Raw genomic sequence first — 21,856 nt, forward strand, 5'->3', positions numbered from 1 at the left:
CCGTTGCCAACGCAACGGAATTGATCCTTTGCGGATCACACATCATTGATGAGCCCATGGTTGATGAGCAATGACGGCGGGGCGATGGCAGCTGGCCCATGGACGCCATCTCGACCTTGGCCGCAAGGCCGTGGTCGTCGGGATCCTCAACGTCACCCCCGACAGCTTTTCCGACGGTGGCCTGTTTGATGCCCCCGAGGCGGCACTGGCCCAGGCGCGTCGCATGGTCAGCGAAGGGGCTCGGATCATCGATGTTGGTGGGGAATCGACCCGGCCGGGCGGCGCCGCAATATCGGCCAGCGAGGAGCAGGCGCGTATCCTGCCGGTGATCGAGGCGCTGGCGCGTTCCGGCGAGGTGCTGATTTCGGTCGATACCTATCGTGCCGAGACGGCGCGGCTTGCGGTGGCTGCCGGCGCGCATATCGTCAACGATGTCTGGGGTTTGCAGCGCGAGCCCGACATTGCGCGGGTCGCCGCCGAAACCGGCGCCGGGCTCATCATCATGCATACCGGCCGGGATCGAGAAAAATTGCCCGACGTGATCGCCGACCAATTCGCCTTCCTGGAGAAATCGCTGGAGATCGCCCGTCGGAACGGCGTCGCGGACGAGCGCATCGTGCTTGACCCCGGTTTCGGCTTCGCCAAGGAGACGGCTGAGGACAATCTCGACCTGATGGCGCGTTTTGCCGAGCTTCATGCGCTTGGCTTTCCGCTGATGGCAGGCACCTCGCGCAAACGCTTTATCGGTACCGTCACCGGCCGCGATGCGGCCGACCGTGCCGCCGGGACGGCGGCGACCAGCGTCATTCTCAGGCTCAAGGGTGCGCATCTGTTTCGCGTCCATGATGTCGCAATCAACGTGGACGCGCTGGCCGTGGCGGATGCTATGCTGGCGCGTGAAACCGCCGCATCGGCCCGAAAATCGGAATCGATTTTCGGAAAGCGCGGTGCATAGATTCAAAAGTGTTAGAGCGTACTTTGTGCGTCCAAGTGGAACGCACGTCGCTCTAGATCGGGACGCTGAGCCATGTATGTCATCCGCTTGAAGAACTGCGCCTTCTTTGCACGGCATGGCGTGCTCGACGAGGAGGAGGCGCTTGGCCAGCGTTTTTACGTCGACGCGGTGCTGTCGGTCGAACCCGGCCGCGCGCTTGTCGACGATGCCATCGGGGAAACCGTCAACTATGGCATTGCCTTCACGGTGATCGAGAAGATCATCACCGGCGAGCGGCGCTTCCTGATCGAGGCCCTGGCAATGGAAGTGGCAAAGGCGCTGACGGAGCGATTTCCCCAGATCAAGAGAGCCGAAATCACCGTGCGCAAGCCGAACGCGCCGGTGCCTGGCGTGCTCGATTATGTCGAGGTGACCGTTGTCTGGCCGGAGTAACACCGTCTACCTCAGCCTCGGCGGCAATCTGGGCGACCCGGCTGCCTCGATGGCAGCTGCATTGCGTATTCTTGATGCCGATGCGGACACGCGCGTCGCCGCTGTTTCTTCGCTCTACCGCACGCCGCCCTGGGGCAAGCTCGATCAGCCGGATTTCCTCAACGCCGCCGCTGAACTGTCGACCCGGCTCTCGCCGCGGGCGCTGCTCGATCTCTGCCTCGATGCCGAGCGAAAGCTGAAGCGGGTGCGTGAGGAGCGCTGGGGGCCGCGCCTGATCGATATCGACATTCTGGTGTTCGGCGACCGCATCATCCATGAGACCGGCCTGGAAGTGCCACATCCGCGCATGCTGGAGCGCGCCTTCGTGCTGGCGCCGCTGGCCGAGATCGCGCCGGATCTTGCCGTCGGCGGGCGAAGCGTGTCGGAGCGCTTGGGCGCCGTTGACGCCGCCGGCATCGAGCGATTGCCATCCGGTCGTGAGTGGTGGAAATCTGAATCCGTCTCTAAATCAAAGAGATAGAGCATGATGTCATCCGAAAACCGTTTCACACTTTTCGGCATCATGCTCTAGCCTGAAGCAATTTCAGGAAAGTGCGAGACGACGTTCCCTTGGGAACTGCGTCGAAACAACGAGATAGACAGGCGTCAGCCTGAGAAACCGCCTGCGTCCAGGAATGCCTTTTCCTCCGCCGTGGTTTCGCGGCCAAGCAACCTGTTGCGGTGCGGAAAGCGGCCGAAGCGCTGGATGATGTCGCGATGCTCCAGCGCGTATTTCAGGTTGAACTCGGCCCTGGCGGTGTGCAGTTCGACCGAAATGTCCTGGTCGGCAAGGTTTTCTGCATGTTCGAACGGCAAATACAGGAACACGCGGACTTCGGGTTCCAGCGCCAGATCATGCCCGGCGGCGACCACCTTCCGAGCAAAATGCTTGGCCAGCGAGTCAGTGGCGAACATGTGGCCGGTACCGCGAAAACAATTGCGCGGAAACTGGTCGAGCAGGATCATCAGCGCCAGCGAGCCTTCGGCGTGTTCTGACCAGTCATCGCATTCGCGACGCGCGGCGGCGTAGTGCAGATCAAGAAAGCGGTCGCGGAAACCGGCATCGAAGGCATCGTTCTTCTCGAACCATGCATCCTCGCCGGCGTCACGCCAGAATTTGGTGATCGACAGGGCCCTGTTGTCCAATTCCATGCATGCTTCCCTGTTCAATCGGCGGTTTCGGATTTGTGCAGAACGCCGGCCGTCTCTTCATTGAGTGCCTGGCCGGGGCGGCGCGGCGTGGAGAGCGGTGTCGGAATCGGCGTGCCGATATTGCCCCGCAAGAAGCGTTGTCCGGCGCGGATGCCTTCGGCGAGCTGGGTTTCGAAGCGGTCGGTGTCGCGGCGCCTGACGTCTTCGATCGTCTCAGCCACGTCTTCGGGATCAACCCCAAGCGATTCCAGGGCCGAGCCACCGAAAACCAGGGCCGATTCGAAGGTCTCACGCAGCTGATAGTCGACGCCGGCGCGAATGAGCTGCAGCGCGGTGCCGCGGTCGAAAGCCCGGGCCAGCACTGTAAGCAGCGGAAATTCGGCCTTGATCAGCTGAGCGATGCGAACAGCCGCATCGGCCTTGTCGACGCAGATCAGCACCGCGCGTGCCCGGCCGGCGCCGGCCGCATGCAGGATATCCAGCCGCGTGCCGTCGCCATAATAGACCTTGAAGCCGAAATCGGCCGCCGCCTGGATCATCTCGACATCATTGTCGATGATCGAGACGTCTATGCCACGCAACAGCAGCGGCTGGCTGGCGATCTGGCCGAAGCGGCCGAAGCCGATGATCAGCACGCTGCCGGTCAGGCCGTCGGCGATATCGACCCCGTCGAACGATTGCTCGTCGCGCGGGGTGACATAGCGCAAGGCGATGATCGCCAGCGGCGTCAGCACCATGGAGATGATGACGATCGCCGTCAGGGTCGCGTTGGCCTGGCCGTCGATGATGCCGACGGCAGCGGCGGCTGAGTAGAGGACGAAGGCGAATTCACCACCTTGCGCCATGAAGACGGCGCGTTCGAGCGCTTCGCGATGGCCGGTTTTGAGGATGCGGGCGACGATGTAGATGCCAAGCGCCTTCATCACCATGTAGGCCACGACATAGACGGCGATCAGCTTCCAGTTCGCGGCCACCACATGCAGGTCGAGCGACATGCCGACGGCAAGGAAGAACAGGCCGAGCAGGATGCCGCGGAACGGTTCGATGTCGGCTTCGAGCTGATGGCGGAAGGTCGATTCGGACAGAAGAACGCCGGCCAGGAACGCTCCCATCGCCATCGACAGGCCGCTGAGCTGCATGGCGAGTGCCGATCCGAGCACGACCAGAAGGGCCGCCGCCGTCATCACCTCGCGGGCACGGGCATCCGCCAGGATGCGGAAGAAGGGATTGAGCAGGTAGCGTCCGGCCAGCACCAGTCCGACGATCGCGGCAAGGCCGATGCCGACCTCGGTCAGTCTTTCCGACAGGCTGGTGTCGGCGCCGCCCGGCGCCAGGAACGCGATCAGGGCCAGCAGCGGCACGATGGCCAGATCTTCCAGCAGCAGGATGGAGACGATGCGCTGGCCTTTCGGCGAGGCGATTTCCCCGCGCTCCTCCAGAAGCTGCATGACGATCGCCGTAGAGGTCAGTACGAAACCGGCTCCGGCTACGAAGGATTGCGAGATCGAAAAACCTCCGGCCATTCCCACGCCGGTCAGAAGGACAGCGCAGATCCCGACCTGGAGCGCGCCGAGGCCGAAGATTTCGCGCCGCAGGCCCCATAGCCGCGACGGCTGCATTTCCAGTCCGATGATGAACAGGAACATGACGACGCCGAGTTCGGCGACGTGGAGGATGGCGCCCGATTCGGAAAAGACGCCGATGCCGAACGGACCGATCACCACACCGGCGGCCAGATAGCCAAGGATCGAGCCGAGACCCATGCGCTTGAAGATCGGGACGGCGACGACCCCCGCGGCAAGCAGCGCCACCACCTGAATGAGATCGCTGCCTGATGTTTCTACCGCCATTCCCACCGTTCCGTTTGTTCGAGGACCGCGGCCGATGCGGTCAAAACCGTGGCGCCGCGCGGATCGAGGGATGCGCTGGGCCGCCGTAGCACTTTGATTTTGCGCATGATCCGATCAGAAAATCGATTCCGATTTTCAGGTCCGGCGCCTGGCCGGAAGGATAGGGGTTTCGGTGCGGATCGAACAGCCTGAATCCAGCCCGGACAATATTGCAGGCGCGTTACACAAGTTGAGGCTGAGGCCGCGTTGCATCTTGCCATAATCGAGCGTTAGAGCACGCTCGGCTTCGGCCATTAGAGGGTGAGCGACGATCAAGTCGCGCCCTTTTGAGGAGATGACTGACATGAAGAAGTTTTTGCTTGTTGCCGTCGGCCTGGCGGTGCTTGCCGGCTCGGCCTGCTCGAAGGCACCGGAATGCACGGCCGAGATCGCGACCAAGAAGGCGCAGGACATGGCTGCCGCACTGCAGGAAGCGATCACCAAGGACCCGTCCAAGGCAGCTGACCTGACCGCCAAGGTCCAGGCGGTGACAACCAAGTACCAGGGCACCACGACACTTGCCGACGCCTGTAAGGCCTATGACGAGGTGACGGCAGCGATCAAGGGCTGACGCCCCGTTCGACTGTTTCAAAGGAGGCGGTGGCGATGGGCTGCCGCCTCTTTGTTTTTTGAGGTGTATTGCGGCGCGATGCGCGCTCAGTTCGGCGCGATGGAGCCGACTTCGACGGCATCGACGCGCTTCAGGTTCATGCCGATGACCGGCACCAACTGGTCCTGGACACGCACGGCAACCGTCACGGTCATCGAATTGTCGTCGGGAATGCGGGCCTGCATGACGCCGCGCAACTGGTTGCGGTTGATGGTGAAGACCACTTTGCGGGCGTCGACAACATTGCCGCCGATAATATCGAGGCCTGCACCGGCCGAGCCGCCCATGAAGGAGCCCTTGTAGTCGCGGCCCTTACGCTCGATCTTGGCCGACATCGGCTGGGTAAACACGCCGACCCGGCAGCCGCCGTCCAGCGTCATGCCCGTCTTGCCGTCGGGCGTGGAGCCGGTGAAACTGCAGTTGAATTTCGTGCCCTTGTACTTGCCGGCGATGATTTCGCCCGGACCGACCCATTTGCCTTCGGCCGACTGGAAGAACTGCTTGTCCGGCTCCGCGGCGGAAGCCTCCGAGGTGACACCGACGACTGCTGTGATCGCGACGGCCAGGGGCAAGACGCTGGACAGAATTACGCTTTTCATCGACGACACCCGGCAACAAAGAGGCTGTTTGGAACCGGTTTGACCATGAAGAAGATTGGTTAATGCTTCGTCACCGCAGGGCGTCGAAACCGCAATCTGCTCATCGTCCGGAAGAACAGGACGCTATTTGCCGGAGCCCGTCGTTCCGGTGTCCTTCTTCGCGGCGAACGATGTCAATGCAGAGAGAAAATCGCCCAGTCCAGGACGTTTGGCCGCGCTGAAGGGCAGGGGGCGCGCCGTCTCCATCGCCGCTATGCCGATGCGCGCCGTCATCATGCCGTTGACGACACCCTCGCCAAGCTTTGCCGAAAGGCGCGCCGCCAGGCCGTGGCCGACGATCTGCTGTACGAAACTGTCGCCGACGGCGATCGAGCCGGTGACCGCCAGATGTGCCAGAACGCTGCGCGCCAGGCGGAAGAACCCCAGCGTTCCCGGCCGCCCGCCATAGAGTTCCGAAAGACGGCGAATGAGGCGGCCTGCCTCGAACACGACATAGGCGACATCGACGAGCGCACGCGGGCTGACCGCCGTTACCAGCGAGACGCGTTTGGCGGCCTCGAGGATCATCACCTTGGCCCGGGCATCGAGGGGCCCGAGAATTTCCGCTTCGGCCAGGCGCACCAAATTGCCGCCATCGATGATTTCGCCGCGCAGTTCGGCCAGCGCGCGCCGGCCGGCCGCTGTTTCCGGCTTGGCCGCGACGAAAGCTGACAGCTCGTCGACCACCGATCGTGCCGCCTTTGGATCGTCGCGCGCGATGGCATCGAGCGCGCGCTTTTGCAGTTTTTCGACCTCGGCAAGCCGGGCGATCGCCAGGAACTCGCGGATCAGGATCACCAGGAGTGCCAGCACGGCAACAACAGCCATGCCGGCAGCCAGCCAGCCCAGCCATTCGGCACGGGCGAAGAGGTCACGTATCAGCTGGTCGGTCCACAGGCCGACCGCCAGTGAAACCAGCACGCCCATGGCGCCGAAGAAGATGCTGCCCAACAGCGAGCGCTTTCTGGGGGCGATCGCCGGTGGCGGCTCGGCCGCAACAATGTCTGGCTCGTCGAAAACGTCGATCTCCGCCGGTATGACCAGCGCGACATCTGTCTTGAGCGCACGGGGTTTGCGCGAAGGCTCGGCCTGGCGCGCTTCTGGCGCATGCTGTGTTGGCGTGGCTTCCGGCTCTATGCGGAAGGCCGCCGGCTTGCGGGGCGCGGTCATGCCAGATGGTCTCCGATCAGGAACTGCAAGGCACGGTCGAGCCTGATATGCGGCAAGGACAGCGTGACGCCCTCGGCCGTGCGTTCGAGCTTTGGCGGACGGAACCGGACAAAGCGGATTGCCGGGTCCGTGGAATCCTGCCTGTGGTCGGGCCCGGAGATATCGAACAACGCATCAATCTTCTCCGGTAAATCACCGGGAAATATGGCGGTTTCGGTCTTTCCGTCAAACATCTCGCCGTTGATCTTCTCGCCGGCGATCGGCGTGCCGATAATGACCGGCAACGTCTCGCGGCCTTGCTTGACCGTGCCTTCTCGGGTCGCACGCACCGCCGCCATGGCCACCACGTCGACGTCGGCCCCGGTGAAGTTTGCCCGTGCCACGGCGCGGTCGGCCAACCGCCGTACGATTGCCTGCAATCGGTCATGGTTTTCATGGTGCAGGTGGTCGGCCTTCGTCGCGGCGATCAGGATGCGGTCGATGCGCCGGGAAAAGAGGTCGGTGAGGAAGCTGCCCCGGCCGGGACGAAAGCAGCTGAGAATTTCGGTCACGGCGCGCTCGAGATCGGCCATGGCGCCAGGGCCGGCATTCAGCGCCTGCATGGCATCGATCAGCACGATCTGGCGGTCCAGCCGCGTGATGTGTTCGCGGAAGAAAGGTTTGACGACATGCGTCTTGTAAGCCTCGTAGCGCCTGTCCATCATGGCATGCAGCGACCCCGGGCGTGGACGCCTGTCGCCGAGGCCTGCCAGCGGCGCGAAAGTCAGCGCGGGGGAGCCTTCGAGATCGCCGGGCATCAGGAAACGGCCCGGCGGCAGGGTCGAAAGCGCCCGCTCGTCGAGTTTGCAGGCCTTGAGATAGGCGGCGAAGCTTTCGGCCAGGCGGCGTGCCGTCATCTCGTCGGCGTCGGCATTCGGGTCGATCCGCGCCGAGATCTCCCGCCAGGCCTGCGACAGATCCTCCCGCACCGGCAAGGCGGCCATCTCGATGGCCTCGCGTGAAAAATCGGTGAAGGATTTGCCGAGCAGCGGCAGGTCGAGCAGCCATTCGCCGGGGTAGTCGACGATGTCGACCGACAATTTGCCGGAAGAGAACATGCGGCTCCAGCCGGAAGCCGATTCGTATTCGATGGTCAGCCGCAGTTCAGAAATGGCGCGTGTCGAATCGGGCCAGACGCGGTCGTTGACCAATGCGGCGATGTGGTCCTCGTATTGGAAGCGCGGGACGGCATCATCCGGCTGCTCTTCAAGGAAGGCGCGCGCGATGCGCCCGGATTTCTGTGCCTCGAACAATGGCAGGCGTCCGCCGTGGATCAGATTATGGACCAGCGCGGAGATGAATACCGTCTTGCCGGCGCGGGAAAGGCCTGTAACGCCCAGTCTCAACGATGGAGAAAAAAGCCCTGTCGCGCGTCCCGACAGCGTATCGAGGGCAATTCTTGCCTCGTCGGTGATAGTGGTTAGCGATGATGCCAAAATGTGCTCTCTCGGGCTTCCGTCCCTGCGATATAGGCTTTGGAACCAGGCTTTGAAATGGCGCCGGGAAGCGACACTAGAGATCGGCCGGTGTCAGAAACGCTTCGAGATAACCTGCTTCCTGGGCTACCTTGGTCAGATCGTCCAGGAAGCGCACGACCGCCAGGCCCGAAGTCGGGAAACCATGATTGAGCATTGCCCGCGCCGTCTCCTCGCCGTCGCCCGAGACCGCCATGGCAAGATCCTCCATCATCGGGTTGTGACCGATGACCAGCAGGGAACCCGGCCCGCCATGTTCCCGGATAAGGCGGAGATAGCCGGCCGCGTCTTCGCTGTAGAGCGTGTCGAAAAACAGCACCTTGCCGGTATCTGTCTGGCCGGCCAGTCCTTCGAGCGTTTCCCTGGCGCGCCTGGCGTTGGAGCACAATGTCAGGTCGGGGACATAGCCCCGTGACCGCATGGCCGTGCCTATGATCTCGGCATCGGCGCGGCCCGATGCGTCGAGCGGGCGATCGAAATCGCGCATGCCGGGCAGCGCCCAGCCGGCCTTGGCGTGTCGCAACAGATAGAGCCTGCTCACCCAACCTCCAATGATGCCGAAAGCCGAAGCCGCACCGCGATTAGCCACGAGAAGGGCGGTTCGCACAATGGTCCCGCGTTCTCCCGCCAATGAATTGCATGGGATGGATGGCAAAGGGTGGCGCGCTTTGGCCATGGAATCGGCTGCGGCTCGCTTCAGCGGCGGCCGCCGGCGTACTTTAACAATTGCGTGAGACGGTGGGCGATTGCGCTTGTGCAGGCGTCGACCGGCGAATATATAGGCGCCAAATTTGGGGCAGTTTGGGTGAGTCGAATGAACGACATCGTTACCGCCGATTACGTACCCTCCGAAGACGAGCCGTTCATGAACGAACGGCAGAAATCCTACTTCCGCCTAAAGCTCGTCACCTGGAAAAATGACATATTGCGCGAAGCGCGCGAAACTCTCGAAATCCTTCAGCAAGAAAACGCCAACCACCCTGACCTCGCCGACCGGGCCTCTTCGGAAACCGACCGCGCCATCGAGCTCAGGGCCCGTGATCGCCAGCGCAAGCTGATCTCAAAGATCGATTCGGCGCTACAGCGCATCGATGAAGGCACTTACGGCTATTGCGAGGAAACCGGCGAGCCTATCGCGCTGAAGCGTCTCGATGCGCGTCCTATCGCCACCTTGTCGATCGAGGCGCAGGAACGGCATGAGCGCCGCGAAAAAGTCTATCGCGACGACTGACACATCGCTTCGGGGCCGCGATTCCGGGCAGCTACAACGAAGTTGACATCAAAATGGCCGGGTTTCCCGGCCATTTTTCGTTGGTGCTTCGCTAGGCAGAACCGGGCGACAGCGTACTCAATCTCGGCCAGGTCGCCGGCCCCCGCTCAGGCGCTTGTCATCTCTTCTGGCTTGAAAGTTCGCCCAGAAGCTTGGTCATTTCATCGTCAAGCGATTGCGGCGCCTTGGCTGCCGGTTTGCCCACCGGGCCGCCGGAGCGGGGCTGGTCCAGCGAAACCTCGAGTTCCTTCATCAACGTGTCGTCGATGGTGTCCTGCCTTGGCGGCGGTGGCGGCGCGTGCCTGATGGCATTGGCGTTGGCGGAGCCGTAGGCAGGCAGTGGCGTGACGTTGGCCGACTGATAGGTTTGCGCCGCCGGCTTCGGTGCGGGCGCCGGGGCCGGCGGTGGCGCCGCCGGGCGCTGGCGGGCAGGCGGCGGTGCAGCGGTCATCGGCTGCGGAGGCGGAGGTGGTGCGGGACGTGCCGGCGCGGGAGCCGGCTGAGGCGGTCGCGATTTTGCTGCCGGGGCCGTGGCCGCCGGGACGGGCTGCAGGCCGCTATCTCCGGTCAGCGCCGGACGGCGGGGCGCAGCCAGACGGATGTCGCGTTCGACGACGACATCGGTCGGGCCGCCGATCAGAAGCAGATGCTCGATGTCGTCGCGGCGCACCAGCACCAGTCGTCGATGGCTGTCGACGGCCGTGGCGTCCATGACGGCAAGCCGCGTCTTGCGGTTCCGTCCACCGGCGACAAACGTACCGAAGGTCAGGTTGCGCACGAGCCTGATGATGACGAGCACGATGACCAGCAGGATCAGCGCCGCGAAAGTCCACAGGAGTGCCGCCGCATAACCAGGGCCTGCCACGCTATCCAGCCACTGCATTGGTTTCCCCTGATCGGTTTGGAAAGTGACGCGACACTAGACCGTTGCGGCTGGCCACCGCAAGTTGCCTTTCACGCATCGTGAACAGCTTGAAACACTCTACGGCCCGCAGGCATCATTTTTATCTGACATTTGCCGCCCGGGCCTTTTCCGGACTAGGAGAATGTGATTCAACCGGCTAAAGCGCGTCGCGCTGAAACGGATTCATGCGACGCGCTCAGGTCCTTGTGTTTCATGCATGTCGTTTTCCCAAAACCGAAGTCATTTTTGGGCGACATGCATTAGGGGCGGGTGTCGGAACAGCGGACTTCACGAGCAGGGGGCATATGGCCAAGGAAGCGCGCGGCGATTTCTATCCGGTACCGATCGTCGACCAGAACACGCGACCGGGCGCGGTCACCCGGCTCATCATCTTCATCGTCGTTCTGACGGGGGCCGCGATCGTCTTCGGCCTGTTCCGCGAGCGCCTCGGCGATCCGTTCCTGCTCGGCATGCTGGGCGTGCTGGCGATGATCGGCGTCGGCTTTCTGTTCGCGACCGCGATCGGCTTCGTGCAGGTCACGCCGCGCTCGACCGGCGATGAGCTGTCCAAGGCTTTTGTCGATTCCATGTCGCAAGGCCTGCTGGTGACGGACACCAAGGGCCGCGTCGTCTACGCCAACCGGGCCTATGCTGATATGACCGGAGCCTCCTCGGCGGCCGACCTGAAGACGGTCGAAGGGCTGCTCTCGGATGTTCCCGAGGCCTCGGTGACCATTTACCGGCTGGCCTCCGGCCTGCGTGACGGCCAGCCGGGCGACGGCGAGTTTCGGCTGGCCCAATCGATCCGGCCCGGCGCCGAACCGGGTGCCCGCTGGTACAGGGCGCGCGCCCGAACCTTCAGCGTTCCGGGCCAGCGGTTGCCGATGCTGGCCTGGCAACTCGCCGACATTTCGCAGGAACGGGCCGAGCAGGAGCGTTTCTTCCTCGACCTGCAGAAGGCCATCGACCATCTCGACCATGCCCCGGCCGGTTTCTTTTCCGCCGACCAGGACGGCCGCGTCACCTACATCAACGCCACGCTCGCGGAATGGCTTGGCATTGATCTCGCCAGTTTCACGCCCGGTGCCGTGACCTTGCCGGATATCGTTGCCGGTGACGGCATGGCGCTGGTGCGCTCGGTCAAGGCCGATCCCGGCACGACGCGCAACGCGGTCATCGATCTCGACCTGACAACGATGACGGGAGAGGCGCTGCCGGTGCGTTTCATGCATCGCGTTTCGGCCAGCCGCGAAGGTGTCGGCGGCCCGACGCGCACGATCGTGCTCAACCGCACGCAGGGCGAGGATGCGTCGGCCGATCTGCGCGCTTCGGAAGTGCGCTTCACCCGATTCTTCAATTCGACGCCGATGGCGATAGCGGGTGTCGATGCCAGCGGGCGCATCCTGCGTACCAATGCACCCTTCCTGTCGCTGTTTTCCTCGGTCGTCGACCGGGACGCCGTGGATCGCCGCGTGCGGCTCGATACGGTGATCCATGAGCGCGACCGGCCGGCCTTTGCCGCCGCATTCGAGAAAGCCCGCCAGCGGCAGGCCGACATCGAGCCGATCGACACCGTGCTTCCCGGCAACGAAGAGCGCCACATCCGGTTTTACGTCAACGCCGTCGCCGACGGCACCGGCGGCGAGGGCGCCGAGGAATCGGCCATCGTCTACGCCGTCGAGACGACCGAGCAGAAGGCACTCGAAGGGCAGATGGCGCAGAGCCAGAAGATGCAGGCGGTTGGCCAACTCGCCGGCGGCATCGCCCACGATTTCAACAATGTGCTGACCGCCATCATCATGGCGTCGGACCTGCTTCTGACCAATCACCGGCCGTCGGACCCGTCCTTCCCCGACATCATGAACATTAAGCAGAACGCCAACCGGGCCGCTTCGCTGGTCAGGCAGTTGCTGGCCTTCTCGCGCAAGCAGACGCTGCGGCCCGAGGTGCTGAACCTGACCGACGTGCTTGCCGATCTCAGGATGCTGCTTGCCCGCCTGGTCGGCAATGACATCAAGCTGAAGGTCGACCACGGCCGCGACCTGTGGCCGGTCAAGGTCGATATCGGCCAGTTCGAGCAGGTGGTGGTCAATCTGGCGGTCAATGCGCGTGACGCGATGCCGGCCGGCGGCGATCTCACCGTGCGTACCCGCAACGTGACCGCCGAGGAGTGCAAGACCTTCCCCTACCGCGAACTTGCCGCGGCCGACTACGTCGTGGTCGAAGTCGAGGATACAGGCAGCGGCATCGCGCCTGATGTGCTGAAGAAGATCTTCGAGCCGTTCTTCACAACCAAGGAGGTCGGCAAGGGCACGGGCCTTGGCCTGTCCATGGTCTACGGCATCATCAAGCAGACCGGCGGCTTCATTTTCTGCGATTCCGAAGTCGGCAAGGGGTCGACCTTCCGCATCTTCCTGCCGCGTCATATCGCGGAAGCGAAAAAGGCAGCCGAGCCCGGTGAAGCGCCAAGCGCCGCGCCGGTCAAGCCGGTCGACAGCACCAAGGACCTGTCCGGGTCGGCCACGGTCCTGCTGGTCGAGGACGAGGACGCCGTGCGCATGGGCGGCGTGCGGGCACTGACCTCGCGCGGCTATACCGTGCACGAGGCATCGTCCGGCGTCGAGGCGCTGGAAGTGTTCGAAGCACTGGGCGGCAAGGTCGACATCGTCGTCTCCGACGTGGTGATGCCCGAAATGGACGGGCCGACCCTGCTGGGCGAATTGCGCAAGCGCCAGCCCGACATCAAGTTCGTCTTCGTGTCGGGATATGCCGAGGACGCATTCGCCAGGAACCTGCCGGCCGAGGCGCATTTCGGCTTCCTGCCGAAGCCGTTCTCGCTCAAGCAACTGGCAACAATCGTCAAGGATATGCTCGAGTCCTAGAGCGCCTCACGTTGGAAACGGATCCATGCGCCGCGCTTCGGGCCTTTGCTTTTGGGCATGGCGTTCGCCCAAGCGGGGGTCGCTTTTGGACGACATGCATTAGGCGCTTCCGCTTCTCTGCCCTTGTGCAACGCCCTCACAACGCCATGATTGCGGGTGAAGGAGCAAGCGGGCTTGGGGGAGCAACTGTTGACGCCACATATCGAAGCGCGCAGAGGCGATTACGCCGATACGGTGCTGTTACCGGGTGATCCGCAGCGCGCCGAATGGATGGCGCGGACATTTCTGGAAGCGCCACGCTGCGTCAATAGCCGGCGGGGTGCCCTCGGCTTTACCGGCCTGTTTCGCGGCCAGCCCATCAGCATTCAGGCGACAGGTATCGGTGTTTCATCATTCCTGATCTATGCTCATGAATTACTTGACTATTATGGCGCAAGAACGCTGATCCGCACCGGCACCTGCGGTAGCCTGAGCGCCAAGGCAAAGCTGCGCAGCCTTGTCATTTCGCAATCGGTTCGGCCCGAAAGCGCTCAAAGCGGTCAAGTCTTCGGCCTTTACGGGACCGCCGCCGGTCCGGATCCGACGCTGCTGGCCCGTGCCTTGGCCAAGGCGGCCGAACTCGGCATCGAACATCACGCCGGCCTGACACTTTGCAGCGACATCTTCCACCACCCGGACGGGCGCACCCGATTTGCGGAGGCCCAGGCGGCAGGAGCGCTGGCGGTGGACATGGAAACCAGCGCGCTTTACCGAATCGCCAGGCATTTCGGGGTCAGTGCACTGTCGATCTGCACGGTGGTCGACAATATCGAGACCGGTGAACTGACCGATTATTCCGAACGTCAGCGGCTTTTCACGGACATGACCCGGCTGGCGCTCGAAATCGCTGGGGAAGGGCGCTAGAGCAGTTCACCATTTCACGGAAACGGCGAACTGCTCTAACTATTTGTTTTTGCGCAATTCCCAAGGGCAAGCGCTACGCGCTTGTCCCGAGAAAACCGTTTCATACTTTTCCTGGAATGCTCTAGGCCGCTTCTCGACTAGGCGCCATCCGCTCGTCCAGGTCGGGCCGATGGCCGCGCAGATAGAGCGCGCAGGTGGTGCGCAGCATGGACGCGAAATTGGGGATTTCGCCGTTGATCTCGATGGCTTCGTCGTACAGCTTCGAGATGAATTTGGGCGTCGTCAGGTTCTGGCTTTCGGCGATTTCGTCAAGCAGGGCCCAGAACGTCGCCTCGAGCTGGATGCTGGTCGAATGTCCATCTATGCGGATCGACCGGTTGATCTGACGATAGCCTTCCGGATCCTGTGCGGCAAAGACTCTGCACATCGTTACCTCCCGTTTTTGTTGGTCTTGGGTGCCGACTCAGTGGTCGACGCCTTTTTTGACACTGCCTGCGGTTTCATCTTCGTCCGGACGGCCGACAACGGCAATCGGACTTTCGTCCTTAGATCGACATTACCGTTTTTCCTATCCTACACGTGGTAATCGGCTGCCACCACCTTTCTTCGACGGCGCGCATAATCACCTCTAAAGCATGAAAGCTGCGGAGTCTGATTTGGCGAAGGCGATCCACACCATGATCCGGGTTCTCGACGAGGCCCGGTCCATCGATTTCTACACCAAGGCGTTCAGCCTTGAGGTCGCCCAGCGACTGGATTTTGAGACGTTCACGCTGATCTATCTCAGCAATGCCGATACCCCTTTCGAAGTGGAATTGACCGTCAACAAGGGGCGGCAGGAGCCTTATGCGCTTGGCGACGGCTATGGTCACCTCGCAGTGTCGGTCGCCGATCTCGACGGCGAACACGATCGGCTCGGCGCGCTCGGCCTCAATCCGAAGAAGATCGTCGAGTTCAACCGTGACGGGTCGCTCATCGCCCGCTTCTTCTTCATCGAGGATCCCGACGGTTACAAGATCGAGGTCCTGCAGCGTGGAGGGCGCTTCCAATAGGGGACAACCAGCCGCGCTCACCGCGCGGCGCCAGCAACGGCACCCCCAAGGGGTGCGAACAGCAAGCAGGGAGGAAACTATGGTCACGATTTATGAGAGGAAGCCTGGCCTGTCACGGCGCGAGCTTCTCAAACGCGGCGGTGTCGGTGCGCTGCTTGTCATTTCAGGCAGCGCCATCATCAGCCCTGAGCACGCCTGGGGCTTGGAAACCTCGGCGCTGAAGCCCGAGACGATGGCGACGCTGATCCAGGTCGCGCGCGACATCTATCCGCACGACCAAGTGCCGGACAAATATTACGCCATCGCCGTCAAGGGCCATGACGAGACAGCCGCCAAGGATCCCGCCCACAAGGAACTGATCGAGAAGGGCATTGCCGAACTCGACAAGAAGGCCGGCAAGGGCGGTTATCGCGGGCTCGGCTGGGAAGAGCAGCGTGTGGCGCTGCTCACCGAGATAGAGAAGACGCCTTTCTTCCAGACGGTGCGCGGCGGCCTCGTCGTCAGTCTCTACAACCAGAAAGAGGTATGGCCAATCTTCGGCTATGAGGGCGAGTCCTACTCCAAGGGCGGCTACATCGCGCGCGGTTTCAACGACATCGAGTGGCTCTGAGCCACTCTGTCCGCAATCGCTTTTTGACCGATCTCATGGGAGGAAACCATGGCAGCACAATTTGATCTCAAGAACGACGGCGTGGTCGTCATCATCGGCTCGGGCGCCGGCGGCGGCACGCTTGGCAACGAACTGGCCCAGAAGGGCATAGACGTCGTCATCCTCGAGGCGGGCGCCCGTCACGAATATGAGGACTTCATCAACGACGAATGGGATTCGTTCGCCCAACTCGCCTGGAAGGACAAGCGCACCACATCGGGCGACTGGCGCGTGGCGAAGGATTTCCCCAACCTGCCGGCCTGGATCGTCAAATCGGTCGGCGGCTCGACGACGCACTGGGCCGGAGCCTCGCTTCGCTTCCAGGAGCACGAGTTCAAGACGGCGACCACCTACGGCAAGGTGAAGGGTGCGAACCTCCTCGACTGGCCGGTGACGCTGGCCGAAATGGAGCCGTATTACGCCAAGGCGGAAGCCAAGATGGGCGTGACCGGCACCAATGACTGGCCGCGCCTGCCGGGCAACAACAACTTCAAGGTTCTCAAGGCCGGTGCCGACAAGCTCGGCTACAAGGAATGCCATACCGGCAACATGGCGATCAACTCCGTCGAGCGCGACGACCGCAACTCCTGCCAGCAGACCGGATTCTGCTTCCAGGGCTGCAAATGGGGCGCCAAATGGTCGACGCTCTACACCGAAATCCCCAAGGGCGAGGCGACAGGCCATCTTGAAGTCCGACCGAACGCCATGGTGATCAAGATCAACCATGATGCGTCGGGAAAGGTGACCGGCGTCGTCTATGCGGACAAGGACGGCAAGCTGCAGGAGCAGAAGGCCCGCATCGTCGCGGTGGCCGGCAATTCGATCGAAAGCCCGCGCCTGCTGCTCAATTCCGAATCGAGCAAATTCCCGCATGGCCTGGCCAATTCCTCGGGGCAGGTGGGCAAGAACTACATGCGCCACACTACGGGCTCGGTCTACGCGATCTTCGACAAGCCGGTGCACATGTATCGCGGCACCACCATGGCCGGCATCATCCGCGACGAGGCGCGGCATGATCCGTCACGTGGCTTCGTCGGCGGCTATGAGTTCGAGACGCTGTCGCTCGGCCTGCCGTTCATGGCGGCGTTCCTCAACCCAGGCGGCTGGGGGCGCTCCTTCACCACGGCGCTCGACCATTATGACCACATGGCCGGCCTGTGGATTGTCGGCGAAGACATGCCGCGCGAGGAAAACCGCATCACGCTGCATGCCGACGAAAAAGACGAACATGGCATGCCGATCGCCGACGTGCATTTCGATGACCATCCCAACGACACGGCGATGCGCGACCACGCCTACAAGCAGGCCTCGGCGCTCTACGCGGCGGTCGGCGCGACGCGCACCTTCCCGACGCCGCCCTATCCCTCGACCCACAATCTCGGCACCAACCGGATGAGCGAGAAGGCGGCCGACGGTGTCGTCAACAAGCATGGCCAGACGCACGACATCAAGAACCTGTTCGTGTCGGACGGCAGCCAGTTCACGACGGGTGCCGCGGAAAACCCGACCTTGACCATCGTGTCGCTGGCGATCCGCCAGGCCGACTACATCGCCGCCCAGATGTCGGCCAAGACGATCTAACCTCCCGACTGCCTGCTGGCGCGGAACCTGACCGGGTTCCGCGCCTTTTTTGTGTGCTGGAACCTATGCCCCGACCGGCTGGCCGTCCTTGCGGCGGATGGCGACCACCGACGGCCTCGGCGGCTGGCCGTCCCTGAAATCCGGCCACAGCGACTGCGCCTTGTCGAGCGTTTGGGCATCCTCGGAGGGGTGCTGCACCGAAAGGAACAGCGTCGTGCCGTCCGGGGTGAAGCAAGGACCGGTCGCTTCCGCGCCATGCGGGCAGGTGAACAAAAGCTTCGGCAGGCCGCGTGCCGCGCCTTCCGTGTCGACGCCATAGACACCGTCCGGCAGGTCGAAATCATTGGCACCGTCGGTCGCCACCCAGAGACGGCCGGCAGGGTCGAAGGTGATGTTGTCGGGGCAGACGAACCAGCCATTGTCCGACGTGTCGGGATGGAAGGTTGCGCCGACCTTGGCGTCCTTTGGGTTGCCGCAGAGCACGAACAGGTCCCAGGCGTATTTGTCTGATGTGTGGTCGGCCTCGGCGCCACGGCCACCGGGCGGGATCAGCTCGACGATATGACCCCAGAGGTTTTCGGGCCGCGTGTTGGCCGGATTGACCTTGGATTCGTCCCGTTTCTTGTTCTTGGTCATGACGGCGTAGACGCGGCCGGTGACCGGGTTGGTCTCGATGTCCTCCGGCCGGTCCATCGGGGTCGCGCCGAGCGCGTCCGCCGCTAGCCTTGTCTTCAACAGCACCTCGGCCTGATCGGCGAAGCCGTTCTCGGCGGTGAGCTTGCCCTGGCCATGAACCAGCGGCAGCCATGTCAGCGAGCCATCAGCGTCGTAACGGGCGACCGAGAGCACGCCATCGTCCAGAAGGCCGTTGCCGGAAGCCGGATTCGTCTTGTCGTAAGCCTTGTTCGAGACGTAGCGGTACATGTATTCGAAATAGTCGTCGTCGCCCATGTAGACGACGATGCGGCCGTCCTTGTTGAGCACGACCGTGGAGGCCTCATGCGACATGCGGCCAAGGGCCGTGCGCTTCACCGGCTTCGATTGGGGATCATAAGGGTCGATCTCGACCACCCAGTCGAAGCGGTTAGGCTCGTTCGGTTCCTTGTCGATGTTGAAGCGGTCATGGAAACGGCCACGGCCATAGATATCGGAGCCATCAAAGCCATAGCGGTCGAGAATGTCCGCGGTCGGTGCCTTTTTCGGGTCGCCCCCGAACAGATCGGAAACGCCTTCCTCGCAGGTCAGCACGGTGCCCCATGGGGTAAAGCCGCCGCTGCAATTGTAGCTGGTGCCGAGCACCTTCGTGCCGGTCGCGTCGGCGGACGTCCTGAGCAGCGCGTGGCCGGCTGCCGGCCCGGAAACGGTCATCTCGGTGTTGGCCGTGATGCGGCGATTGAGCGGGCTGTCCTCGACGGTTTGCCACTTGCCGTCCTTGAACATGACCTCGACGATCGAGTGGCCCATCGCCGCCAGGCCGAGATCGACCTGCTCCTTGCTCATTGTCTTGCCGGCGTCGTCCTCGGTCATGCCGGGAAACATGACATTGGGCGAGATGTATTCGTTGTTGACGCAAAGCAGGCCGTGATCGGAGTTCACCGAGCCCTTGGGCAACGGCAGGAAGGCAATGTAATCGCAATTGTAGCCGAAACGCTTTTCCTGCTCGGTGGCCGCGACCGTGTTGCCGTCGAAATCCGGCAGGCCGGCGACAAGCGGATCGCCCCAGCGTGCGACGATTGTCGTTTCATAGCCTTCGGCGGCGGCATGGGTCTTGTCATAGACCCGCTTCAGTTCGGGAAAGCCCAGTGTGGAAAGCGCGGCGGCATGTGTCTCGCCGGCGAACAACGAGCCGACAAAGCCGCCGCCGGCGATCAACGCGCCGGAAGCGAGGCTGCCTTTGAGGAGCGTGCGGCGCGAGACGCGCTCGGCGATGATTTCGCGAATGACAGGGGAGGACGAAAACGGGAAGTTGGCCATGTGTCTGCCTCTCGATGTGGATGGGTGACGGCGCACCGCTGCCTATCCAGCTTCGGCAACATCCAGATGACATGAGAGGGCGGGCTTGCAGCAGAAGGGCAGGCAGCCCGCACGGAAGCGGCACCCGCCAAGGCAGGGCCTACGGATTGCCTCCCTTGGTGCAGGTCGACGCGGTGAAGGCGCCATCGGGCTGCTTCATGATGATGTCGAAGGAGGGCGGGCTCTGGCCGTCCAGCGTTGCCTGGGTCAGCGACAGCGAGTTGCCGCCCGCCGTATAGCCGCCGAGCGGTCCCAGCCAGGAGATCACGCCGTTTGCATCCATCTGGTAGTTGTAGCCCTGCTGGGCGGCCCCGAAGGTGACCGGACCAGTGTAGACATTGCCCTTGATGGTGATGTCGCCGAGGTTGATGAACATGCCGAGCAGGTAGACCTCGCAGTGATAGGTGCCATCGGGCATCTTGCCGTCGCTGAAGTCGGCTCGTGCGATCCCGGTCGCTGCCGCCAGAAGCACCATGCCGATGAAAATGCGATAAATCAGGGATGCCATGACGTTGCTCGGTTGAGACGCGAGCTTGCCCCATTTTTGCGCCGTACCGCAACATTTGTCGTCCGTGCCCCGTGTGTGGCGATCAAAATCTAGGCATTTGGCCAAATTGGGCGAAAATTAGGCAGATGCCTTGTGCGTTGCGCAAATTTCCCTCAACCAATTTTTAACCGGCTCTCCTTTGTTTGTTCCGTCTAATATAATAACAGTCTGATAATATTTGCCTATTTGCCGTTTTTCGGCATCCGCACAGCGGTTGGCATGGGGGTTGCATTGCATTGGTGCGGTGCAATCAACCAGCTTGGGAGTCTTCCGTATGAGGGGTAATTTCTCGACAATAACAAAAATGTTCTCGGCAAGCGTGGTCGCCGCTGGCCTGTTGATTTCAGCTCCCGCCAAGGCGGCGGACGACACGATCAAGGTCGGCATTCTCCATTCGCTGTCGGGGACCATGGCGATTTCGGAGACGACGCTGAAGGATGCCATGCTGATGCTCATCGACGAGCAGAACGCCAAGGGCGGCCTGCTCGGCAAGAAGCTTGAAGCCGTTGTCGTCGATCCGGCGTCCAACTGGCCGCTGTTCGCCGAGAAGGCACGCGAGCTGATTTCGAAGGACAAGGTCGCGGCGGTGTTCGGCTGCTGGACCTCGGTGTCGCGCAAATCGGTGCTGCCGGTGTTTTCCGAGCTCGACAACATCCTGTTCTACCCCGTCCAGTATGAGGGCGAGGAGAGCGAGCGCAACGTCTTCTACACCGGTGCCGCGCCGAACCAGCAGGCCATTCCGGCGGTCGACTACCTGATGAGCGAGGATGGCGGCTCGGTGAAGCGCTGGGTGCTGGAAGGCACCGACTACGTCTATCCGCGCACCACCAACAAGATACTCGAGGCCTATCTGAAGTCGAAGGGCGTGGCGGCCGAAGACATCATGGTCAACTACACGCCGTTCGGTTTCTCCGACTGGCAGACCGAAGTCTCGGCGATCAAGAAGTTCGGCTCGGCCGGCAAGAAGACCGCCGTCGTCTCGACCGTCAATGGTGACGCCAACGTGCCGTTCTACAAGGAACTCGGCAACCAGGGCATCAAGGCCGAGGATATCCCGGTCATGGCCTTCTCGGTGGGCGAGGAAGAACTGGCCGGTCTCGACACCGCGCCGCTGGTTGGCCATCTCGCCGCATGGAACTATTTCGAGAGCGTCGACACGCCCGAAAACAAGAAGTTCATCGCCGACTGGCACAAGTTCATCAAGAACGACAAGCGCACCACCAACGACCCGATGGAAGCCCACTATATCGGCTTCAACATGTGGGTTAAGGCGGTCGAAAAGGCCGGCACCACCGATCCGGACAAGGTCATCGACGCCATGATCGGTGTTTCCGTGCCGAACCTGACCGGTGGCTATTCGACGATGATGCCGAACCACCACATCACCAAGCCGGTGCTGATCGGCGAAATCCAGGCCGACGGCCAGTTCGAGACGGTTTCGCGGACGCCTGGCCTGGTCATGGGTGACGAATGGTCCGATTACCTGCCGGACTCCAAGAACCTGATCTCCGATTGGCGCGCGCCCCTGTCCTGCGGCAACTTCAACGTTGCCACGGGCAAGTGCGGCGGCAAGGGAACGAACTGATCCTCCCCGGCCTGGACCATCCGGTCCAGGCCCATGACCGCAAGCGCGCCGGGCGGGCTTTCTCCTCCAGT

Annotated in this window: 21 protein-coding genes; 11 read left to right on the forward strand and 10 right to left on the reverse strand. The window is 62.6% G+C overall.

Going from position 1 to position 21,856, the window contains the following annotated elements; all coding sequences use genetic code 11:
- The first annotated feature begins 70 nt into the window (after window positions 1–70).
- The 3 genes from folP (at window position 71) to folK (ending at window position 1,907) form a co-directional block, all read left to right on the forward strand.
- Window positions 71–955, forward strand: coding sequence for a dihydropteroate synthase (gene folP, locus AC07UC_RS20900; RefSeq protein ID WP_202322213.1), 885 nt, complete (start codon window positions 71–73; stop codon window positions 953–955).
- A gap of 72 nt (window positions 956–1,027) precedes the next feature.
- Window positions 1,028–1,387: a dihydroneopterin aldolase gene (gene folB, locus AC07UC_RS20905; protein WP_056576709.1), complete on the forward strand. Its 360-nt coding sequence runs from the start codon at window positions 1,028–1,030 to the stop codon at window positions 1,385–1,387.
- Window positions 1,371–1,907, forward strand: a complete 537-nt coding sequence (gene folK / locus AC07UC_RS20910) for a 2-amino-4-hydroxy-6-hydroxymethyldihydropteridine diphosphokinase (protein WP_494907286.1) — start codon at window positions 1,371–1,373, stop codon at window positions 1,905–1,907. The genes folB and folK overlap by 17 nt, the downstream gene beginning before the upstream one ends.
- A 125-nt stretch (window positions 1,908–2,032) precedes the next feature.
- On the opposite strand, the gene AC07UC_RS20915 is transcribed toward folK, so the two are convergent.
- Window positions 2,033–2,578, reverse strand: coding sequence for a DUF924 family protein (locus AC07UC_RS20915; RefSeq protein WP_494907287.1), 546 nt, complete (start codon window positions 2,576–2,578; stop codon window positions 2,033–2,035).
- A gap of 14 nt (window positions 2,579–2,592) precedes the next feature.
- On the reverse strand, window positions 2,593–4,428 hold the full coding sequence (locus AC07UC_RS20920) for a monovalent cation:proton antiporter-2 (CPA2) family protein (protein WP_494907288.1): 1,836 nt from the start codon (window positions 4,426–4,428) through the stop codon (window positions 2,593–2,595).
- A 343-nt stretch (window positions 4,429–4,771) separates the two neighbouring features.
- Here AC07UC_RS20920 and AC07UC_RS20925 point away from each other — a divergent pair, with 343 nt between their 5' ends.
- On the forward strand, window positions 4,772–5,038 hold the full coding sequence (locus AC07UC_RS20925; RefSeq protein WP_019858327.1) for a hypothetical protein: 267 nt from the start codon (window positions 4,772–4,774) through the stop codon (window positions 5,036–5,038).
- 86 nt (window positions 5,039–5,124) lie between these two features.
- On the opposite strand, the gene AC07UC_RS20930 is transcribed toward AC07UC_RS20925, so the two are convergent.
- The 4 genes from AC07UC_RS20930 to AC07UC_RS20945 form a co-directional block, all read right to left on the reverse strand.
- Entirely contained in the window at window positions 5,125–5,676 is a 552-nt protein-coding gene (locus AC07UC_RS20930) for a hypothetical protein (RefSeq protein WP_494907289.1), read from the reverse strand.
- A gap of 123 nt (window positions 5,677–5,799) precedes the next feature.
- Entirely contained in the window at window positions 5,800–6,885 is a 1,086-nt protein-coding gene (locus AC07UC_RS20935; protein WP_494907290.1) for a YcjF family protein, read from the reverse strand.
- On the reverse strand, window positions 6,882–8,360 hold the full coding sequence (locus AC07UC_RS20940) for a YcjX family GTP-binding protein (RefSeq protein ID WP_494907291.1): 1,479 nt from the start codon (window positions 8,358–8,360) through the stop codon (window positions 6,882–6,884). Before AC07UC_RS20940 ends, AC07UC_RS20935 begins: the two co-directional genes overlap by 4 nt.
- A gap of 76 nt (window positions 8,361–8,436) precedes the next feature.
- Window positions 8,437–8,940 (reverse strand): SixA phosphatase family protein, encoded by a 504-nt coding sequence (locus AC07UC_RS20945; RefSeq protein ID WP_494907292.1) that lies wholly within the window; start codon window positions 8,938–8,940, stop codon window positions 8,437–8,439.
- A 273-nt stretch (window positions 8,941–9,213) separates the two neighbouring features.
- Here AC07UC_RS20945 and dksA point away from each other — a divergent pair, with 273 nt between their 5' ends.
- A complete protein-coding gene (dksA, locus tag AC07UC_RS20950; protein ID WP_006202025.1) occupies window positions 9,214–9,630 on the forward strand; it encodes an RNA polymerase-binding protein DksA in 417 nt (138 codons plus the stop codon).
- Between the two features lie 157 nt (window positions 9,631–9,787).
- Here the strand turns inward: dksA and AC07UC_RS20955 are convergent, their stop codons facing one another.
- Window positions 9,788–10,552, reverse strand: a complete 765-nt coding sequence (locus tag AC07UC_RS20955) for a hypothetical protein (protein WP_494907293.1) — start codon at window positions 10,550–10,552, stop codon at window positions 9,788–9,790.
- 326 nt (window positions 10,553–10,878) lie between these two features.
- Here AC07UC_RS20955 and cckA point away from each other — a divergent pair, with 326 nt between their 5' ends.
- Together cckA and AC07UC_RS20965 are read left to right on the forward strand one after the other, a co-directional pair.
- The gene (gene cckA, locus AC07UC_RS20960) at window positions 10,879–13,455 is read left to right on the forward strand and encodes a cell cycle histidine kinase CckA (RefSeq protein ID WP_140773380.1); all 2,577 of its coding nucleotides are present in this window, start codon (window positions 10,879–10,881) and stop codon (window positions 13,453–13,455) included.
- A 189-nt stretch (window positions 13,456–13,644) separates the two neighbouring features.
- On the forward strand, window positions 13,645–14,358 hold the full coding sequence (locus tag AC07UC_RS20965) for a purine-nucleoside phosphorylase (protein WP_140773945.1): 714 nt from the start codon (window positions 13,645–13,647) through the stop codon (window positions 14,356–14,358).
- Window positions 14,359–14,479: 121 nt separating this feature from the next.
- On the opposite strand, the gene AC07UC_RS20970 is transcribed toward AC07UC_RS20965, so the two are convergent.
- On the reverse strand, window positions 14,480–14,785 hold the full coding sequence (locus tag AC07UC_RS20970) for a ribbon-helix-helix domain-containing protein (RefSeq protein WP_140773382.1): 306 nt from the start codon (window positions 14,783–14,785) through the stop codon (window positions 14,480–14,482).
- A gap of 229 nt (window positions 14,786–15,014) precedes the next feature.
- Between AC07UC_RS20970 and AC07UC_RS20975 the strand changes: the two genes are divergently transcribed.
- The 3 genes from AC07UC_RS20975 (at window position 15,015) to AC07UC_RS20985 (ending at window position 17,640) form a co-directional block, all read left to right on the forward strand.
- Window positions 15,015–15,410, forward strand: a complete 396-nt coding sequence (locus AC07UC_RS20975) for a VOC family protein (protein ID WP_494907294.1) — start codon at window positions 15,015–15,017, stop codon at window positions 15,408–15,410.
- Between the two features lie 79 nt (window positions 15,411–15,489).
- Entirely contained in the window at window positions 15,490–16,020 is a 531-nt protein-coding gene (locus tag AC07UC_RS20980) for a gluconate 2-dehydrogenase subunit 3 family protein (protein ID WP_172350369.1), read from the forward strand.
- 48 nt (window positions 16,021–16,068) lie between these two features.
- Window positions 16,069–17,640 carry a GMC family oxidoreductase gene (locus AC07UC_RS20985; protein WP_056576753.1) on the forward strand — a complete coding sequence of 524 codons (1,572 nt, stop codon included), beginning with the start codon at window positions 16,069–16,071 and terminating at the stop codon, window positions 17,638–17,640.
- 63 nt (window positions 17,641–17,703) lie between these two features.
- On the opposite strand, the gene AC07UC_RS20990 is transcribed toward AC07UC_RS20985, so the two are convergent.
- Both AC07UC_RS20990 and AC07UC_RS20995 read right to left on the reverse strand, forming a co-directional pair.
- Window positions 17,704–19,614: a PhoX family protein gene (locus AC07UC_RS20990; protein ID WP_494907295.1), complete on the reverse strand. Its 1,911-nt coding sequence runs from the start codon at window positions 19,612–19,614 to the stop codon at window positions 17,704–17,706.
- Window positions 19,615–19,753: 139 nt separating this feature from the next.
- Window positions 19,754–20,161: a hypothetical protein gene (locus tag AC07UC_RS20995; RefSeq protein ID WP_494907296.1), complete on the reverse strand. Its 408-nt coding sequence runs from the start codon at window positions 20,159–20,161 to the stop codon at window positions 19,754–19,756.
- 343 nt (window positions 20,162–20,504) lie between these two features.
- Here AC07UC_RS20995 and urtA point away from each other — a divergent pair, with 343 nt between their 5' ends.
- Complete coding sequence (gene urtA, locus AC07UC_RS21000; protein WP_244735116.1) at window positions 20,505–21,785, forward strand: urea ABC transporter substrate-binding protein; 1,281 nt, start codon at window positions 20,505–20,507, stop codon at window positions 21,783–21,785.
- The last annotated feature ends 71 nt before the right edge of the window (window positions 21,786–21,856 follow it).

The sequence above is a fragment of the Mesorhizobium sp. GW821-FHT04C10 genome (assembly GCF_059420305.1).

Coding starts and splice junctions, on each gene's coding strand:
- folP (WP_202322213.1), top strand. CDS start 71: ATGACGGCGGGGCGATGGCAGCTGGCCCATGGACGCCATCTCGACCTT.
- folB (WP_056576709.1), top strand. CDS start 1,028: ATGTATGTCATCCGCTTGAAGAACTGCGCCTTCTTTGCACGGCATGGC.
- AC07UC_RS20915 (WP_494907287.1), bottom strand. CDS start 2,578: ATGGAATTGGACAACAGGGCCCTGTCGATCACCAAATTCTGGCGTGAC.
- AC07UC_RS20920 (WP_494907288.1), bottom strand. CDS start 4,428: ATGGCGGTAGAAACATCAGGCAGCGATCTCATTCAGGTGGTGGCGCTG.
- AC07UC_RS20925 (WP_019858327.1), top strand. CDS start 4,772: ATGAAGAAGTTTTTGCTTGTTGCCGTCGGCCTGGCGGTGCTTGCCGGC.
- AC07UC_RS20930 (WP_494907289.1), bottom strand. CDS start 5,676: ATGAAAAGCGTAATTCTGTCCAGCGTCTTGCCCCTGGCCGTCGCGATC.
- AC07UC_RS20935 (WP_494907290.1), bottom strand. CDS start 6,885: ATGACCGCGCCCCGCAAGCCGGCGGCCTTCCGCATAGAGCCGGAAGCC.
- dksA (WP_006202025.1), top strand. CDS start 9,214: ATGAACGACATCGTTACCGCCGATTACGTACCCTCCGAAGACGAGCCG.
- AC07UC_RS20955 (WP_494907293.1), bottom strand. CDS start 10,552: ATGCAGTGGCTGGATAGCGTGGCAGGCCCTGGTTATGCGGCGGCACTC.
- cckA (WP_140773380.1), top strand. CDS start 10,879: ATGGCCAAGGAAGCGCGCGGCGATTTCTATCCGGTACCGATCGTCGAC.
- AC07UC_RS20970 (WP_140773382.1), bottom strand. CDS start 14,785: ATGTGCAGAGTCTTTGCCGCACAGGATCCGGAAGGCTATCGTCAGATC.
- AC07UC_RS20980 (WP_172350369.1), top strand. CDS start 15,490: ATGGTCACGATTTATGAGAGGAAGCCTGGCCTGTCACGGCGCGAGCTT.
- AC07UC_RS20985 (WP_056576753.1), top strand. CDS start 16,069: ATGGCAGCACAATTTGATCTCAAGAACGACGGCGTGGTCGTCATCATC.
- AC07UC_RS20990 (WP_494907295.1), bottom strand. CDS start 19,614: ATGGCCAACTTCCCGTTTTCGTCCTCCCCTGTCATTCGCGAAATCATC.
- AC07UC_RS20995 (WP_494907296.1), bottom strand. CDS start 20,161: ATGGCATCCCTGATTTATCGCATTTTCATCGGCATGGTGCTTCTGGCG.
- urtA (WP_244735116.1), top strand. CDS start 20,505: ATGTTCTCGGCAAGCGTGGTCGCCGCTGGCCTGTTGATTTCAGCTCCC.